The organism is Aeromonas allosaccharophila, assembly GCF_016026615.1.
GTDB lineage: Bacteria > Pseudomonadota > Gammaproteobacteria > Enterobacterales > Aeromonadaceae > Aeromonas > Aeromonas allosaccharophila.
Genome location: NZ_CP065745.1, coordinates 2,040,480 through 2,055,349, shown reverse-complemented (window position 1 = coordinate 2,055,349; position 14,870 = coordinate 2,040,480). Strand labels below are relative to the sequence as shown.

At 59.5% G+C, this 14,870-nt stretch carries 13 protein-coding genes and 1 riboswitch; of the genes, 9 read left to right on the top strand and 4 right to left on the bottom strand.

Features of this window, described 5'->3' with window-relative positions; translation table 11 throughout:
* The first annotated feature begins 150 nt into the window (after window positions 1–150).
* The 3 genes from lpcA to I6G90_RS09060 all read left to right on the top strand — a co-directional run bounded on the left by lpcA (window position 151) and on the right by I6G90_RS09060 (window position 2,327).
* Complete coding sequence (gene lpcA / locus I6G90_RS09070; RefSeq protein WP_005334485.1) at window positions 151–729, top strand: D-sedoheptulose 7-phosphate isomerase; 579 nt, start codon at window positions 151–153, stop codon at window positions 727–729.
* 161 nt (window positions 730–890) lie between these two features.
* Entirely contained in the window at window positions 891–1,679 is a 789-nt protein-coding gene (locus I6G90_RS09065) for a class II glutamine amidotransferase (RefSeq protein ID WP_197930866.1), read from the top strand.
* Window positions 1,680–1,991: 312 nt separating this feature from the next.
* A complete protein-coding gene (locus I6G90_RS09060; RefSeq protein WP_182969410.1) occupies window positions 1,992–2,327 on the top strand; it encodes an Hpt domain-containing protein in 336 nt (111 codons plus the stop codon).
* A 38-nt stretch (window positions 2,328–2,365) separates the two neighbouring features.
* Here I6G90_RS09060 and I6G90_RS09055 read toward each other — a convergent pair whose 3' ends face one another.
* Window positions 2,366–3,280 carry a gluconeogenesis factor YvcK family protein gene (locus I6G90_RS09055; RefSeq protein WP_042058092.1) on the bottom strand — a complete coding sequence of 305 codons (915 nt, stop codon included), beginning with the start codon at window positions 3,278–3,280 and terminating at the stop codon, window positions 2,366–2,368.
* A gap of 113 nt (window positions 3,281–3,393) precedes the next feature.
* On the opposite strand from I6G90_RS09055, the gene I6G90_RS09050 reads away from it, so the two are divergent.
* Window positions 3,394–4,578: an FIST signal transduction protein gene (locus I6G90_RS09050; RefSeq protein WP_197930864.1), complete on the top strand. Its 1,185-nt coding sequence runs from the start codon at window positions 3,394–3,396 to the stop codon at window positions 4,576–4,578.
* 31 nt (window positions 4,579–4,609) lie between these two features.
* Window positions 4,610–6,706 carry a hybrid sensor histidine kinase/response regulator gene (locus I6G90_RS09045; protein ID WP_197930862.1) on the top strand — a complete coding sequence of 699 codons (2,097 nt, stop codon included), beginning with the start codon at window positions 4,610–4,612 and terminating at the stop codon, window positions 6,704–6,706.
* A 249-nt stretch (window positions 6,707–6,955) separates the two neighbouring features.
* On the opposite strand, the gene I6G90_RS09040 is transcribed toward I6G90_RS09045, so the two are convergent.
* The 3 genes from I6G90_RS09040 to narQ form a co-directional block, all read right to left on the bottom strand.
* Window positions 6,956–7,531, bottom strand: a complete 576-nt coding sequence (locus I6G90_RS09040) for an LON peptidase substrate-binding domain-containing protein (protein ID WP_005334473.1) — start codon at window positions 7,529–7,531, stop codon at window positions 6,956–6,958.
* Window positions 7,532–7,634: 103 nt separating this feature from the next.
* Entirely contained in the window at window positions 7,635–8,273 is a 639-nt protein-coding gene (gene narL / locus I6G90_RS09035; protein WP_058052140.1) for a two-component system response regulator NarL, read from the bottom strand.
* Window positions 8,273–9,985: a nitrate/nitrite two-component system sensor histidine kinase NarQ gene (narQ, locus tag I6G90_RS09030; protein WP_042655933.1), complete on the bottom strand. Its 1,713-nt coding sequence runs from the start codon at window positions 9,983–9,985 to the stop codon at window positions 8,273–8,275. The genes narL and narQ overlap by 1 nt, the downstream gene beginning before the upstream one ends.
* Before the next feature lie 78 nt (window positions 9,986–10,063).
* Window positions 10,064–10,217, top strand: a riboswitch (molybdenum cofactor riboswitch).
* Between narQ and moaA the strand changes: the two genes are divergently transcribed.
* The 4 genes from moaA to napA all read left to right on the top strand — a co-directional run bounded on the left by moaA (window position 10,205) and on the right by napA (window position 14,858).
* A complete protein-coding gene (gene moaA / locus I6G90_RS09025; RefSeq protein WP_197930860.1) occupies window positions 10,205–11,200 on the top strand; it encodes a GTP 3',8-cyclase MoaA in 996 nt (331 codons plus the stop codon). It overlaps the preceding riboswitch by 13 nt.
* Window positions 11,201–11,439: 239 nt before the next feature.
* Window positions 11,440–11,982 carry a ferredoxin-type protein NapF gene (napF, locus tag I6G90_RS09020; RefSeq protein ID WP_197930858.1) on the top strand — a complete coding sequence of 181 codons (543 nt, stop codon included), beginning with the start codon at window positions 11,440–11,442 and terminating at the stop codon, window positions 11,980–11,982.
* Between the two features lie 29 nt (window positions 11,983–12,011).
* Complete coding sequence (locus I6G90_RS09015) at window positions 12,012–12,266, top strand: chaperone NapD (protein ID WP_139408355.1); 255 nt, start codon at window positions 12,012–12,014, stop codon at window positions 12,264–12,266.
* A 102-nt stretch (window positions 12,267–12,368) separates the two neighbouring features.
* Window positions 12,369–14,858, top strand: a complete 2,490-nt coding sequence (gene napA, locus I6G90_RS09010; RefSeq protein ID WP_197930856.1) for a nitrate reductase catalytic subunit NapA — start codon at window positions 12,369–12,371, stop codon at window positions 14,856–14,858.
* The last annotated feature ends 12 nt before the right edge of the window (window positions 14,859–14,870 follow it).

Sequence of the window (14,870 nt, the reverse complement as noted above, 5' to 3'; positions counted from 1 at the left end):
GCTGTTTACATCTTCATTACCTTCTCTCTGTGATCCCCATAACGCTCAAGTGCCGCCAGCGCTGTGGCTCGCAGGGGGGCGACTGTGCGATTCGCTTGTGCGAGAATAGCCGCGATCTACACGCACACTAAAAACAGTGGAAGAGACATCATGTACCAAGAATTGATCCGCAATGAACTGACCGAAGCTGCCAGCGTGCTGCAGGCCTTCCTGGCTGATGAGCAGAACCTGAAAAACATCGAAGCGGCCGCCAAACTGCTGGCTGACTCTTTCAAGGAAGAGGGTAAAGTGCTCTCTTGTGGCAACGGTGGTTCCCACTGTGACGCCATGCACTTCGCCGAAGAGCTGACCGGCCGTTATCGCGAGAACCGCCCGGGTTACGCCGGTATCGCCATCTCCGATCCGAGCCATCTCTCCTGCGTCTCCAACGACTTTGGCTATGACTATGTCTTCTCCCGCTACGTGGAAGCGGTCGGCCGCCGTGGCGACGTGCTGCTTGGCATCTCCACCAGCGGTAACTCCGGCAATATCCTGAAAGCCATCGAGGCTGCCCGCGCCAAGGGGATGAAAGTGATCGCCCTGACCGGCAAGGATGGCGGCAAGATGGCAGGTCTGGCGGATGTCGAGATCCGGGTGCCGCACTTTGGCTATGCCGACCGTATTCAGGAAGTGCACATCAAGGTGATCCACATCCTGATCCAGCTGGTCGAAAAAGAGATGGCCAAGTAATCAGGCTATCGCGATCAGACAAGGGCAGCACCGGTTGCATGGTTCGCCATCGGCCGGTTGTTGCCAGTGACAGGGGAAGGGATTGCGCCTTCCCCTGCGGTCTGTCGAACCAGCGTGCTGGTCGAACATGACACAAGCCAAATCATGAAAGGAGTCTGCCGATGTGCGAACTGCTCGGCATGAGTGCCAATGTGCCGACCGATATCTGCTTCAGCTTTACCGGGTTGATGCTGCGCGGCGGCAAGACAGGGCCCCACAAGGATGGCTGGGGGATCACCTTTTACGAGGGGAAGGGCTTTCGTACCTTCAAGGATCCCGAGCCCAGCGCCCAATCACCCATCGCCAGACTGGTACAGGCGCTGCCCATCAAGAGCTGCGCCGTGGTCAGCCACATTCGGCAGGCCAACCGTGGCTGCGTGTCACTGGAAAATACCCACCCCTTTACCCGTGAGCTGTGGGGCCGTTACTGGACCTTCGCCCACAACGGTCAGCTGACCGGCTACAAGAAGCTGCCAACCGGCCGCCACCGGCCGGTGGGGGATACTGACAGCGAGCACGCCTTCTGCTGGCTGCTCGATCGGCTGGAGCAAAAATATCCCAAGCGTCCGGCCAACTTTCCCGCCATGTTTCGCTATCTCGCTACCCTGTGTGACGAGTTGAGAGCGTTTGGGGTGTTCAACATGCTGCTCTCGGACGGGGAGTATGTGATGAGCTACTGTAGCAACAACCTGCACTGGCTGACTCGCTGTGCGCCGTTTGGCGAGGCGAGCCTGCTGGATGAGGAGGTGGTGATCGACTTTCAAAGCGAGACCACCCCCAACGATGTGGTGACCCTGATCACCACCCGTCCGCTGACTGGCAATGAGAATTGGGTCAAAATGGCGCCCGGCGAATTCAATCTGTTTCGCATGGGGGAGCGGGTGGCGACCAATCAGGTCGTGCCTGAGTGAGATAAAAAAATACCAGGGTAGATTCCTACCCTGGTTCTTCGCAGCAGCCATAAAAGGCAAAAGGGATGAGAGGTGTTGCTGAGCATCATCACTCTGACGAAATTGAGTGTTGATCAATTGTTAATTTGTGGCAATGAAGTTGTTGTCTTGACGGGCGTTTCTGCATCGCTATTTCGATACCGATCACATATTTTGCCACTTCATTCCCCGAGCTATCCAGTCGGATGGGTCATCACTGTCTGGCCGTGAGCCACGACATCGAAAACTATCTATAGTATGGTCTGTTTGAATACCGTTCTGGAGGAGCCTCGCATGGAGTGGGTGGATCGCAAGGTGTTGCAGCAGCTGGCAGAGGATATTGGTCAGGATATGCTGCCCGTGGTCATCGCAGTATTTATCGAAGAGGTGGGCGAGCAGCTGAGTCAGCTCAGACCCCTCTATGAGCAGGGAGAGTGGGAGGCGCTGGCCCGAGTGGCGCACAGCATGAAATCATCCTGTGGCAGCTACGGCGCCATGCCGAGCTACCAGCAGGTGATGGCGCTGGAGATGGCCTGCAAGCAGGCGGATGTGGCCGAGGCAGAGCGCCAGTTGCAACTGCTGGAGGCCTCCTTGCCCCGGGTGCTGGCGTTTCTTGCCGATTATCAGTAGCGGCGCCATGCAGGGATGCGGGGCGCCGTGGCCGTTGCCTAACGCTGGTTGAGCAGGTGCTGGATGATCCGGTCCAGCGCCAGTTTCAGCTTCAACCGATCGTGTCGATGGGGCAATTCGAGCTCACCCAGATCGGCGTCGATCAACCGACCCTGCCAGGCTCCCGCATCACCCGCGCCCCGGGGGGCCAGGATGGCATCCAGCCGACCCTGACCGACCCGGGACTCCAGCCAGCGACACTGACTCATCAGATCCAGCTGGCTGGCAGGGCCGTTTTCCGCCACCAGATTGCAGACAAAGACCAGCATGGCGCTGCTCTCGTTGATGGCCTGGGCAATCTCGGCCAGCAGCAGTGGCGGCATAATGGAGGTGAGAAAACTGCCTGGCCCCAGAATGATCATGTCTGCCTGCTGTAGTGCCAGCACCGCTTCCCGGGTTGCTTGCACCTCCGGCATCAGGCCGAGGGAGAGGGGCGGCGTGGCCAGTTGATCGATGGAGACCTCTCCCAGGATCTGGGTGCCACACTCCATATGGGCGCAGAGGTCGGTGGGAAATTCAGACATGGGTAGCAATTGTGACTCGATTTTGAGCATGTCACTGATCAGCTTGATAGCATCAAGAGGACGGACACAGAGATTATCGAGCGCCAGCAGCATCAGGTTGCCAAGGTTGTGGCCCGCCAGCTCGCCTTTGCCGGCAAAGCGGTATTCGAACAACAGGCTGCCGATACTGGGATCGGTCACCAGCTGGTTCAGGCAGTTGCGCAGATCGCCCCAGGCGATGCACTCCTGACTCTTGCGCAGCCGTCCGGTCGAGCCACCATCATCGGTAGTGGTGACGATGCCGGTGAGTCGTTGACCGAGAAACGAGAGGGACGAGAGTACGCGACCCATGCCGTGGCCACCACCGATGGCAACGACCCGATCGAAGTCATTGATGTTTTTTTGCCACATGTGGGCATCCTGTCATTGGTCTCAGTTGACCGCTATGTTAGCAAGTGAAGCGAGATAATTGTTTGATAAGGGTATGATTTTTGCTTGCGACTGCTATCCGATAAAACAAGGAGATGGTGTTGAAATTTCTGACCGTTCACTCCCTCGCCCGGAATTCATCGCTGGCGGCCCAAGAGATCTGCACGCAGCTGCGCCACTATGCCGATCAGGCGCCCTCCCTGCTGCTGCTCTATTTTACCCAGGCTCATGATGGGGCGATACTGCGCGACGCGCTCAAGCGCCAGTTCCCGACCACCCGCCTGCTGGGGTGCAGCTCCTGTGGCGGGGTGATGACCGAGATGGGACACCACGCCATAGAGGGGTTCGGAGTGGCGGTCGCAGCTTTTTATGACAAGAAAGGGGCCTTCGGGGTGGCCGGTGCCAGCGGTGACGGGGTGGATGTGCGGCAGTTGCTGCGCCGAGCCATGAGCGACTGTGGTCGACCGGGCGAGTTGCCCCAGCTGATCCTGTTTCACGCCAGTCCCGGCAAGGAGGAGGGGCTGCTGGCCGGTATCGAGGCCGAACTCGGTGCCTCGGTGCCGGTGGTCGGTGGATCCGCGGCAGACAACAGCGTCAGCGGCGAGTGGCAACTCTGCTGGGATGAGGCGGTGAGTCAGGATGGCATCGCGCTGGCGGTGCTCTATCCTGATTGCCAGCTGGCCTTTCAGTTTCACTCCGGTTATGTCCCTGCCGAATTCAGCGGCGAGATCACCGCCTGCGACGGGCGGGAGGTGCTCACCATCGATAACCTGCCCGCCGCCGAGGTTTATGCCCGCTGGTGCGGACGCGATCAGCCCTGGCCGGTGGGGGCGATTTTGCGAGAGACCACCCTCACCCCGCTGGCCCGTCAAGTGGGATCGCTGGATGGCATTCCCTACTACAAGCTATCCCATCCCGAGGCGGTGACCGAACAGGGCGGGCTGCGGCTCTTTACCGATGTGGTGCAGGGGGAGCGCCTGCTGCTGATGTACAGTAGTCAGGAGGGATTGCTGCAGCGAAGCCTCAATGCCATGCGCATTGAGCCGGGTTATGGAGTCGATGTGGAATGGCAGCCGATCGGCGCCCTCATCATCTTTTGTGCTGGTTGCCGTTTGGCGCTAGGTGATATGTTGTGCCAATTCGTCGAGCAGAGCCAGGCTCGTCTCGGCAAGATCCCGTTTATCACCCCCTTTACCTTCGGCGAGCAGGGGCGGCTGCCCAATGGCGAGCTGGCTCACGGTAACCTGATGGTATCGAGCGTGATTTTCCTGACCCGTTGAGTCGGCAGAACATAACAGAGCAGGCAACAAGATGATTGGCAGCAGTGAACTGGAAGCGCTCGGCGACAAATTGCAGACCACCCTGGTCGATCTTATGCGTTGCCGCGAGCGCGAGGCCAGGTATCGTCACGAGTCCCAGACCCTGCTGGGCGGGGTGGCCACCCTCGCCGATGCCAAGACGCTGGAGCAGGTACTGGAGAGCCTTATCCAGGTGCTCAAACCCTTTATCGGCTTTGAGCACGCCGATGTGGTGGCCTGGGAAGGGGAGCGGGGGAGTACCCACCTTAGTACCGAGCCGATGCGCGCTGCCCGCAGCTGGCACATGACCCCGGCCTTTGCCCGTGCCATCGCCGGTGAAACCCTGGTGATTTACGACCCTTCCCAGTTGCCCGAGCTGGCGCCGCTGGCGAGCGAGCCGGGCTGGGCCAGCGTGATGCTGACCGGGCTGCAGGCTCCCGGTTTTACCGCTACCCTCATCTGCCGCCACGCCCGGGCGGGCACATTTGATCTCACCAGCAAGGCCGCCATGGAGCGCTGCCGCCCGCTTATCGCCCAGGCGCTGGTCAACATCACCTATCGGGCCCGTTTGCAGGAGCAGGTGGCGGTGAAGACCGAGGCGCTGCAGGCCAGCGAACGCCGTTTTCGCAGTTTTGCCGCCATGGCTTCCGACTGGTTCTGGGAGACCGATGCCGAGCATCGCCTCAGTTATGCCTCCGAACCGGGTTATCTGGATGAGCTGACCCCGCAGGCGATCCGGCCGACCCTCTATGACTACGTCTGCAACAAGCAGAGCTGCGAGGCGCAGCAATATCTGCGGTTGCTGGAACAGCGCCAGCCGGTGCGAGGGGTGCGGATGCAGGTGGCGCTGCTTGATGGCCCCTGCTGGATGGAGGTGAGCGCCGAACCCTGTTTCGACCATGAGGGTCTCTTTACCGGCTATCGCGGCACGGCCCGGGATATCAGCTCCCAAATTCGCCGTGAAGAGGAGCTGGCACGGGCACGGGATGAGGCCGAAGCGGCCAACCGTGCCAAGTCCCAGTTTCTGGCCATGATGACCCACGAGATCCGCTCGCCCATGAATGCGGTGTTGGGGATGCTCGATCTGGTGCAGCATGCCGAGCTGGCGCCGGAGCAACAGAGCCTGCTGCGCCATGCCACCCACTCGGCCAGATTGCTGCAAACCATCATCGATGACGTGCTCGATTTTTCGAAAATTGAGTCGCAAACCCTGGTGTTTCACTGCGAGACCTTGCAGCCAGTCCAGCTTTGCCAATCCCTGGTCGAACCGCTGCAGGCCCGTGCCACCGCCAAGGGGATTGCGCTGGTTTATCGGGTTGATGAGTCCGTCCCTCTGGAGTTGCAGGGGGACCCGATGCGTCTGTCGCAGGTGATGGGCAATCTGCTGGACAACGCCCTCAAATTTACCGAGCAGGGGCAGGTCACACTGCACCTTGGCTGGCAGGATGAGAAGTTGCGGATCTCGGTCTCCGACACCGGGATCGGGATCGCCGGCGCGGATCAGGCGCGGCTGTTTGAGCCCTTCTCCCAGGTTGATAACTCGGCCACCCGGCGTTTTTCCGGAACCGGCCTTGGCCTAGCCATCAGCAAGCGTCTGGTCGCCCTGATGGGGGGGGAGATCCACCTGAAGAGCGAGCCGGGCAAGGGAAGCTGCTTCTGGTTCGAGCTGTCGGATATGGCGCTGCCTTGCCATTGTCAACCACTGCGGGAAGAGAGTGTTGCTACGTTGCTGCCGCTGGATGTGCTGGTGGTGGAGGATAGCCCGGTCAACCAGCTGGTGGTGTCGCTGATGTTGCAAAAGCTGGTGGGCAAGGTGCGGCTGGCCGCCAATGGTCTGGAGGCGCTGGCGCAGGTGGATGAGCAGCGCCCGGATCTGATCCTGATGGATATGCGGATGCCCCTGATGGATGGGCTGGAAGCGACCCGACGGTTGCGGGAGCTGGGATGCACCATGCCTATCGTCGCTCTGACGGCCAATGCGATGGCGGAGGACAAGGCGTGCTGTCTGGCGCAGGGGATGGATGATTTCCTCGCCAAGCCCATCACCTTGTCACGGCTGAGAGAGTGTTTGCAGCGTCACTTTGGTCAGCGGTTGCCGACGCGCGGATAAAAAAAATGGTCAACTTTGTGGGTTGACCAGTTCTTCAGCAAATACTGAAGAGAGCACGGGATAAATCGGGTTGTATCAATCTATATGAAAAATCTGTGCCAACTTTTTTGGGACTCTTTCGTGTTCAATTCTGGCCGTTTAGCGCATCGGCTCTCGTTTGTAATGCTTTGTTGTTCTTTTTGTTAATTGCAAAATGCGAATTTCATGTTTTCATTATTGGAATAATTGCAATTTGCAACGCTGTGTCTGTCATTGTGAAATCAGGCGATGCAGGAATTTACGGGCCGCTTCGCTGTTCTGTTTGGCAATCAGCATCTGCTTTTCATAAATCGGCATCGGCAATATCTCGAGCCAGCGCTGGCAGAGCCAGGCGGCATCTTCAAAGCGCTTGTCCGGATAGAGCTCATCAAGCTCCGGATACTGCTCGAACACTTCCCGCAGGCGATTGACCAGCAGCTTGTCGTTGAAATCGGAGTGAGTGCTCGGCCAGTTCGGCAGCATCTCCACCTTGGCCCGGCGCAGGCCCATCTCATCTGTTTCCATCTCGTGGATGCAGAAGCGCTCCAGTCCCAGCACAGTCACACCCAGCAGGCCATCATTAAGGGTGTAGAAGTCGGTCACCTTGACCCGGGTACCCACCGGCAGAATGCGACCGGATTGTCCCGAGGTGGTGGACTCTTCCATCACGATGCCAAAGCCCTGATCGTTGATGAACGACTCCTTGAGCATCTGCAGGTGGCGTGGCTCGAACAGACGCAGAGGAAGCTTGCCGCCCGGCAGTATGTGGGAAGGCAAGGGGAACAGTGCCAAAGGTTGTAGTTTCATGTTCCATCCTCCATTGAGTAGTTGCTGAATAGGACAATGCAGCGACTGTGCCAGAGAATGAAAAAAGCCACCGGAAGGTGGCTTTTCGGCAAGAAGGGGGCGCTTAGTTGCGCTGCTCCAGATACATGACAGCCGCTTCCACGCGGCTTTGCGCCTCGAGTTTCTTCAGCAGGCTCTTCACGTGAACCTTGACCGTTCCCTCGGAGATATGGAGTACCGAGGCGACCTGTTTGTTGGAGAGGCCTTTTGCAATTTCGCGCAGGATTTGCATTTCGCGACGCGTTAAGCTTTCCAGCTTCTGCTGCAGGTGATCCAGCTCGTAGATGTTTTCGAGATAGGGGCGCAGCGGTTCGCTCAGGATCTGTTTGCCGGTCATTACATCTGCCAGCTGGGCCAGCAGCAGATCAGGCTCGGTATCCTTGAGCAGGTAGCCATCGGCACCGGCCTTGAGCAGAGCCACCACATCCTGGCGTGCATCGGAGACGGTGAGGATCACCACCCGGGAGGTGATCTCCTCGGCCCGCAGTGCCTTGAGGGTATCGAGGCCGGAGAGCCCTTTCATATTGAGGTCGAGCAGGATCAGATCCGGCTCGGCCTCTTTGGCCAGTGCTACGGCATCTGTGCCGTTGGAGGCTTCACCGGTCACCTCCATGTTCTCTTCCAGAGCCAGCAACTGCACAATCCCTTTGCGCATGAGGGGATGGTCATCTACGACCAGAACAGTGTATTTCATCTCGTCCATCAGGCGTCTCTCGTTAGGCTGGTGGGAAAGGTCAGATGCACGCGGGTGCCTTGTGGTTGCTGCTCGTTGATGGTCAGCAGACCATGCAGTTTGCTGGCGCGCTCGTTCATGATGCTCAAACCGTAATGGTTGATCGCCGAGCTGGCGAGTCCGATCCCGACCCCGTCATCTGAAATCTGAACCTCGATGTTACCACTGGCGAGGGTCTCACAGCTAACATCAATCACTTGCGCGTTGGCATGTTTGATGGCATTGAGCACTGCCTCACGGATCAGTTGCAGAATGTGGATATGCTGGCCCGCCTCCAGGTCGTTGTCGGCCAGTCCGTAATGGAACCGGATTTCGGCCTTGGTCTGGGGTTGCAGCTGATCGAGCATCACCCGGATTGCTTCCCCCAGATTGGCATCCCCTATGGTGAGGCGGAAGGTGCCGAGCAGTTCGCGCAGCTGGGTATAGGCATTGCTGAGCCCTTCGTCGATCTGCTGCATCGCCTCCTGCGCTTTCTCCTGTTGCCCCTTGGCGTAGGAGCGCTTGAGCAGGGTGGACTGGATCTTGAGGTAGGAGAGGGCCTGCGCCAGCGAGTCGTGCAGTTCCCGGGCGATCACCGCCCGCTCCTCCATCAGCAGCAGCCGCTGCTGTTGCAGCAGGGTCTGGTCTTTGTGCAGCACCTGGGCCAGCAGCATGGTGAAGTTCTTGATCAACCGCTCGTCGATGGGGTGCTGGCTGATGATGTCGAGTCGGCCGAACTCCTGCTCATCCATCTGCAGATAGAAGCTGGCGACTGCATCGAGATCGCCGGGCCAGCCGGTGCGCCCAGAGATGTAGACCGGCATGGCATTGTGCTCGAAGCGGGTCAGCCGGATGTGGTCGATATGCTGATGGGCGGCCGCCCGATCCAGCAGCTTGATCAGCGTGCGGGTGCTGAGTGGGGCGGCGTGCAGCTTCTGGGCGGTCGAGTAGAGAAACGAGAGGGTGTCGTTGGCCTGCTGCAGTTTGGCGGTTTTCTCCTCCACCTTATTCTCCAGCTCCCGATAGAGCTTGCCCAACTCGTCCGCCATGGTGACGAAGGCGCGCGACAGCTCCCCCAGTTCATTTTCGCCATGGGCGGGCAACTGGAGGTCGAAGTCTTGCCGCTGGATCTGGCGGGCGCAGTAGACCAGCTGGTTGAGGGGGGCGACCACCTGCTGGCGAGTGAAGCGCACCGTGAACCAGGCGATGGTGATGATGGCCAGCAGCCCGAGCCCCTCCGCCAGGGCCAGCATCCGCACCTTGAATTCCACGTGGTACTGCATCTGATTGACGAAATTGTCGATGGCTGCCACAAACTGCTCGGTGTTATCGGTGTACCGTCTGGGAGTGCGATCCTCGATGTGTTGGCGCATCACCTGCCACTGGCCGAGCACCTCGCCATAGGTGCGACGCAGGGAGGCGGGCGTGATCCAGCGCTGGGTCTCCTGCAGCTCTTCGGCGTGCAGGGTCTCTTCAAACTGGGAGAGGCGTCCCAGCACGCTGTCGCCTCGCTCGATTTCGTAGGCCATCCGGTAGGCCTGCATCCGCAGCGAACCGGAGAGGTTGATCGCCTTGGCATCGGGTACCGAGTAGAAGAGGGTGACCATGGCGACCAGCGCGATCAGGCTGGCCATGAAGAGGATCAACACCATGGCGCGGCCAATCGCACTGCTGACCGAATGGACCCTGAGCCGTTTTCCCATACTGATGCGCACCTCTGGATAGTGATAAGGACCCCGCAAGATGCGTGGGAGTGTACTCCAACTTGTGTTAGCATCGAAAAACTAGATGAACTCCGAGCGGTTTTGCCTACGTCCTAGCGATAGGGGGAAACCAGCCGTCAGCCGACAGTTGAACACAATCGTCGAGCTGTAAGGGTCAGGAAAGAAATGCCCTGGCCTCCCGTATTTGGAAAGGTGTTTATGTTGCCACTTGAAGATGGTTTTTCCCGTCGTTTTTACTATTTGCGTCTGTCAGTGACCGATGTGTGCAATTTCCGTTGCACCTATTGCCTGCCAGACGGTTATCGCCCCCCCGAAGGTCACAAAGCGGGGCGTCAACCCTTTCTCTCGATTGACGAGATCCGCCGCGTGGTCAGCGGTTTTGCCGCCATGGGCACCCGCAAGGTGCGCATCACGGGGGGCGAGCCCTCCCTGCGCCGCGATTTCACCGAGATCGTCAAGGTGATTGCCACCACCCCGGGTATCGAGAAGGTCGCCATGACCACCAACGGCTATCGCCTCAAGGAGCGGGCCCGGGAGTGGTTTGATGCCGGACTCAATGCGCTGAATGTCAGTGTCGACAGTCTCGACCCGCGTCAGTTTCATCAGATCACCGGTGAGAACAAGCTGGCCGAGGTGATGGAGGGGATCGAAGCGGCACTGGCCGCCGGTTTCAAATCGGTGAAGATCAATGCGGTGCTGCTCAAGGGGCTCAACGACTACCAGCTCGATGCCTTTCTGGGCTGGATCAGGCACAAGCCCATCGAGCTGCGCTTTATCGAGCTGATGCAGACCGGCGAGATGGATAACCTGTTTCGTGACCACCATGTCAGTGGCGAGCAGATCAAGCAGCGCTTGCTGGAGAGCGGCTGGGTGCAGCAGTTGCGGGGCAAGGATGACGGCCCGGCGCAGGTCTTTATGCACCCCGATTCGCTGGGTGGCGTGGGTCTCATCATGCCCTACAGCAAGGATTTCTGTGCCGGTTGCAACCGGCTGCGGGTCTCCTCGCTGGGGAAGCTGCATCTGTGCCTGTTTGGCGACAACGGCATCGAGCTGCGGGATCTGCTCGGCGCAGATGCACAATCTGATGAGCTGCAACAGCGCATTCGCGCGGCACTGGCGGGCAAGAGTGCCACCCATCGTCTCCATGAGGGCAATGCCGGCATCACCCCTCATCTCGCCTCGATCGGCGGATAACCGCAAAAAATCGCCAACGATTAAATAGCAATCCTCACATGGAGGTATTTTAACCGATACCTCCATTTTTATTGCGCTGCAAGGCTTTGATCTGGCGCAAGAATCCCCCCTGTTTATCTCCCTGGTGGTATATCCCTTACCTTGTCAGGGCCGCAATATACACCCACTCTTATAATTGGTATCAAGAATGCCAATCATGGACTCGCACTGTCCCCTTCTTCACCAGAACAGGAGTCAACATGCCGGATGAGATCGATCTTGCCCGCCGCGGCCTGTTCCGGGGGCGGCTGAGAACCGCCGAACCGCCGGTGCAGTTGCCCTGGTCAGTCAACTGGTCGGCATTTGTCGCCGACTGCACCCGCTGCGGCGACTGTCTGGCCGCCTGTCCGGAGCAGATCCTGGTGAATGGCGAGGGCGGTTTTCCGGTGGTCGATTTCCAGCGTGGCGAATGCATCTTCTGCACCGAGTGCGTCACGGTCTGCAAGGCGCCGCTGTTTCGCCCGACCAGCGAGTCCCCCTGGCACTACAAGGCTCATATCGAGGCCAACTGTCTGGCCAATGGTCAGGTGTTCTGCCAGCGCTGTCAGGACAGCTGCGAGCCCAATGCCATTCGTTTTATTCCGGTGCTGGGGCGCGTGCCCACCCCGACGGTGGAGCCGGATCGCTGTAACGGCTGCGGCGCCTGCGTGCAGGATTGTCCGGTTGGCAGCATCAAGGTCGACGGGCGAGCCGCCCCATCCGGTGGTGCGAGCCAGCCCACCCTCAAGCAGGAGTCAGAATGAGTCAGAAACCGTGTGACACAGAAGCCACTATGGTTCAGGAGTTCCATGTATCGAGTCTGGTGGTGCTGACCCAGCCCCCCTTGCGCCATCAGCTCGCCGAGCAGATTGGTGCCCTTGAAGGGGCCGAGATCCACGCCGTCAGTGACGAGGGCAAGCTGGTCGTGACCCTGGAAGGTCCGAGTCAGCGGCCGATCATGGCGGCGATTGATGCGATACAGGCGATGCCGGGCGTGCTCTCTGCCGCCCTGATTTACCACCAGTTCGATGAACTGGGCGGTCACTGAAAAAGAGTGATGGGATGCCGGGCGTGCCCTCTGCCGCTGATGGCTGGCTCCCGTTCGACAGATTCGACAACTATTACGCGATAAGCAATGCGAGGATATGCCATGAAGCTGAGTCGACGCGACTTTATGAAGGCCAACGCGGTGGCAGCTGCCGCTGCCGTGGCCGGTGTCAGTGCCCCCACGCTGGCAGCCAATCTCATCACCAGTACCGACAAGACTGCCATCCATTGGGATAAGGCTCCCTGCCGCTTCTGCGGTACCGGCTGTTCCGTGCTGGTGGGCTCTCAGGATGGTCGGGTCGTGGCGACTCAGGGTGACCCCGATGCACCGGTCAACCGTGGCCTCAACTGCATCAAGGGCTACTTCCTCTCCAAAATCATGTATGGCCAGGATCGCCTGACCCAGCCGATGCTGCGGATGAAGAACGGCCAGTTCGACAAGGATGGCGACTTCGCCCCCATCAGCTGGGATCAGGCATTCGACATCATGGCCGAGAAGTTCAAGGCGACCCTGAAAGAGAAGGGGCCGACCGCCGTCGGCATGTTCGGCTCCGGCCAGTGGACCGTCTGGGAAGGCTATGCCGCCGCCAAGCTGATGAAGGCCGGTTTCCGCACCAACAACATCGACCCCAATGCCCGTCACTGTATGGCCTCTGCGGTTGTCGGCTTCATGCGTACCTTCGGCATGGATGAGCCGATGGGCTGCTACGACGATATCGAGCAGGCTGATGCCTTCGTGCTGTGGGGCTCCAACATGGCCGAGATGCACCCCATCCTCTGGTCGCGGATGTCCGATCGCCGTCTCTCCAACCCGGATGTGCAGGTGCACGTGCTCTCTACCTTCGAGCACCGCAGCTTCGAGCTGGCGGACAACGGCATGGTGTTCACCCCGCAGACCGATTTGGCGATCCTCAACTATGTCGCCAACTACATCATCCAGAACGACAAGGTGAACTGGGACTTCGTCAACAAGCACACCGTGTTCAAGAAGGGGGTAACCGACATCGGTTACGGCCTGCGCCCGACCGATCCGCTGCAGCAGAAAGCGAAGAACCCGGACAGCGGCGATGCCACTCCGATGACCTTCGAGGAGTTTGCCAAGTTCGTGGCGGATTACGATGTGGAGTCGGTCTCCAAGCTATCCGGCGTCTCCAAAGAGAAGCTGGAAAAGCTGGCCAAGCTCTATGCCGATCCGAGCAAGAAGGTGGTCTCTTACTGGACCATGGGCTTCAACCAGCATACTCGCGGTGTCTGGGCCAACAACCTCTGCTACAACATCCATCTGCTGACCGGCAAGATCTCCGAGCCGGGTAATGGTCCTTTCTCACTGACCGGTCAGCCCTCTGCCTGTGGCACCGCGCGGGAAGTGGGTACCTTTGCCCACCGTCTGCCGGCCGACATGGTGGTGACCGAGCCCAAGCACCGCGCTATCGCCGAGAAGATCTGGAAACTGCCGGAGGGGACCATTCCCGACAAGGTGGGTTTCCACGCCGTGCTGCAAGACCGCATGCTCAAAGATGGCAAGCTCAACGCCTACTGGGTGATGTGTAACAACAACATGCAGGCTGGCCCCAACATGAATACCGATCGCCTGCCTGGCTATCGCGACCCGCGCAACTTCATCGTGGTTTCAGACCCGTACCCGACCGTCACTGCCCAGGCCGCTGACCTCATTCTGCCCACCGCCATGTGGGTGGAGAAAGAGGGGGCCTACGGCAACGCCGAGCGCCGCACCCAGTTCTGGCACCAGCAGGTGAAAGCGCCGGAAGGGGCCAAGTCCGACCTGTGGCAGCTGATGGAGTTCTCCAAGCGCTTCAAGGTCGAGGAAGTGTGGCCGGCTGAGCTGATTGCCAAGATGCCGGAAGTGAAGGGCAAAACCCTGTTCGACGTGCTCTATGCCAACGGTCAGGTCAACCAGTTCCCGAAAGAGCAGAGCAAGGGGCTGCTGAACGACGAAGCCGAGCACTTCGGTTTCTACGTTCAGAAGGGGCTGTTCGAGGAGTACGCCACCTTCGGTCGCGGTCACGGTCACGATCTGGCGCCGTTCGATCAGTACCACGAAGCGCGCGGTCTGCGCTGGCCGGTAGTGGATGGCAAAGAGACCCTGTGGCGCTATCGCGAAGGGTTCGACCCTTACGTGAAAGCGGGCGAGGGGGTGCGTTTTTATGGCAAGCCCGATGGCAAGGCGGTCATCTTCGCGCTGCCGTTCGAGCCCGCCGCCGAATCGCCGGACCAAGAGTATGACCTCTGGCTCTCCACCGGTCGGGTGCTGGAACACTGGCACACCGGCACCATGACCCGTCGGGTGCCCGAGCTCTATCGCGCCTTCCCGGATGCGGTGCTGTTTATGCACCCGGACGATGCCAAGGCCCGCGGCGTGCGTCGTGGTGAAGAGGTGATCGTCTCTTCCCGCCGTGGCGAGGTGAAGACCCGTGTCGAGACCCGAGGTCGCAATAAACCGCCCAAAGGTCTGGTCTTTATGCCGTTCTTCGATGCCAGCCAGTTGGTCAACAAGCTGACCCTGGACGCCACCGATCCGCTCTCGAAAGAGACCGATTACAAGAAGTGCGCCGTCAAGGTGATGAAGGCATAAGGCGGGGGAGCA

Bases quoted from the DNA above. Each gene is read 5' to 3' on its own strand.
- lpcA (WP_005334485.1), top strand. From the start codon at position 151: ATGTACCAAGAATTGATCCGCAATGAACTGACCGAAGCTGCCAGCGTG.
- I6G90_RS09065 (WP_197930866.1), top strand. From the start codon at position 891: ATGTGCGAACTGCTCGGCATGAGTGCCAATGTGCCGACCGATATCTGC.
- I6G90_RS09060 (WP_182969410.1), top strand. From the start codon at position 1,992: ATGGAGTGGGTGGATCGCAAGGTGTTGCAGCAGCTGGCAGAGGATATT.
- I6G90_RS09055 (WP_042058092.1), bottom strand. From the start codon at position 3,280: ATGTGGCAAAAAAACATCAATGACTTCGATCGGGTCGTTGCCATCGGT.
- I6G90_RS09050 (WP_197930864.1), top strand. From the start codon at position 3,394: ATGGTGTTGAAATTTCTGACCGTTCACTCCCTCGCCCGGAATTCATCG.
- I6G90_RS09045 (WP_197930862.1), top strand. From the start codon at position 4,610: ATGATTGGCAGCAGTGAACTGGAAGCGCTCGGCGACAAATTGCAGACC.
- I6G90_RS09040 (WP_005334473.1), bottom strand. From the start codon at position 7,531: ATGAAACTACAACCTTTGGCACTGTTCCCCTTGCCTTCCCACATACTG.
- narL (WP_058052140.1), bottom strand. From the start codon at position 8,273: ATGGACGAGATGAAATACACTGTTCTGGTCGTAGATGACCATCCCCTC.
- narQ (WP_042655933.1), bottom strand. From the start codon at position 9,985: ATGGGAAAACGGCTCAGGGTCCATTCGGTCAGCAGTGCGATTGGCCGC.
- moaA (WP_197930860.1), top strand. From the start codon at position 10,205: ATGTTGCCACTTGAAGATGGTTTTTCCCGTCGTTTTTACTATTTGCGT.
- napF (WP_197930858.1), top strand. From the start codon at position 11,440: ATGCCGGATGAGATCGATCTTGCCCGCCGCGGCCTGTTCCGGGGGCGG.
- I6G90_RS09015 (WP_139408355.1), top strand. From the start codon at position 12,012: ATGGTTCAGGAGTTCCATGTATCGAGTCTGGTGGTGCTGACCCAGCCC.
- napA (WP_197930856.1), top strand. From the start codon at position 12,369: ATGAAGCTGAGTCGACGCGACTTTATGAAGGCCAACGCGGTGGCAGCT.